The 795-nt window shown below is 34.2% G+C and carries 1 protein-coding gene; it reads right to left on the reverse strand.

The genetic code is table 11. From position 1 onward, the window contains the following. Nucleotides 1-135 precede the first annotated feature (135 nt). Nucleotides 136-732 carry a class I SAM-dependent methyltransferase gene (locus C1Y58_RS26285; RefSeq protein ID WP_105620115.1) on the reverse strand — a complete coding sequence of 199 codons (597 nt, stop codon included), beginning with the start codon at nt 730-732 and terminating at the stop codon, nt 136-138. Nucleotides 733-795: the final 63 nt, after the last annotated feature.

Here is a 795-nt window from a genome sequence, read left to right on the forward strand (position 1 = left end):
TAACGTCTCGTATTTCCGACGTCCCTGACCCGGTCCCTCAGAGCCCTTCTTCTTGGTGGTGCTTGCACCAGGTGAAGGGATGTGCGTAGCGAACGGAAATATTTTGTTAGGCGTCGTGATTTACGGAAATTATCACTACATTGGCTTCGTTCCAACGATACATAGCCATCCTTTATCTTCAAAAATCCTTATATTATCAAATCCAGCTTCTTTAAACAATCCCTTATGTTCTTCATTTGTCTTATAATGTTTCATATGGTACTTTATCTTATATAATTCTGATGAAATCATAAATATACCGTTTTTCTTAACTATTCTATAAACTTCTTTAATATCATTCTTTAAATCTGGCCAATAAAAATGTGTTTGGACAGCAGTTACAACGTGAAATGTCTCTTCTGAATATGGAATGTTTGATACGCTTGCTCTAACAACTTCTACAAGACCTTTTTCTACTGCCTTGTTATTCTTTTTTCTTGTTGTTTCAACTGATTCTTTTGAATAATCTATCCCACATACTTTTCCTTCTGTTGCTACCTTTGATATTATCTTTATAGTGTTTCCACCGCCACAGCCAACATCCAAGACAATTGAATCCTTTCCAATTTCCAGCTTATTAAGTGCCCATCTTGTTCTTTCTTTATGTGCAATATTCATAATGTGTATCATTGCTTTTCCTATGAAACCTTCAGGATCTTTTGATTGTTTTATTAATGTGTCAAATACATTCATATATTAGATCTCCCTCTATAAACTTAAGTTGTTTTTTATATTTAGTAAAGCATGTTGCCTAAC

This window comes from Vallitalea okinawensis (assembly GCF_002964605.1).
Classification (GTDB): Bacteria; Bacillota; Clostridia; order Lachnospirales; family PQDH01; genus Vallitalea_A; species Vallitalea_A okinawensis.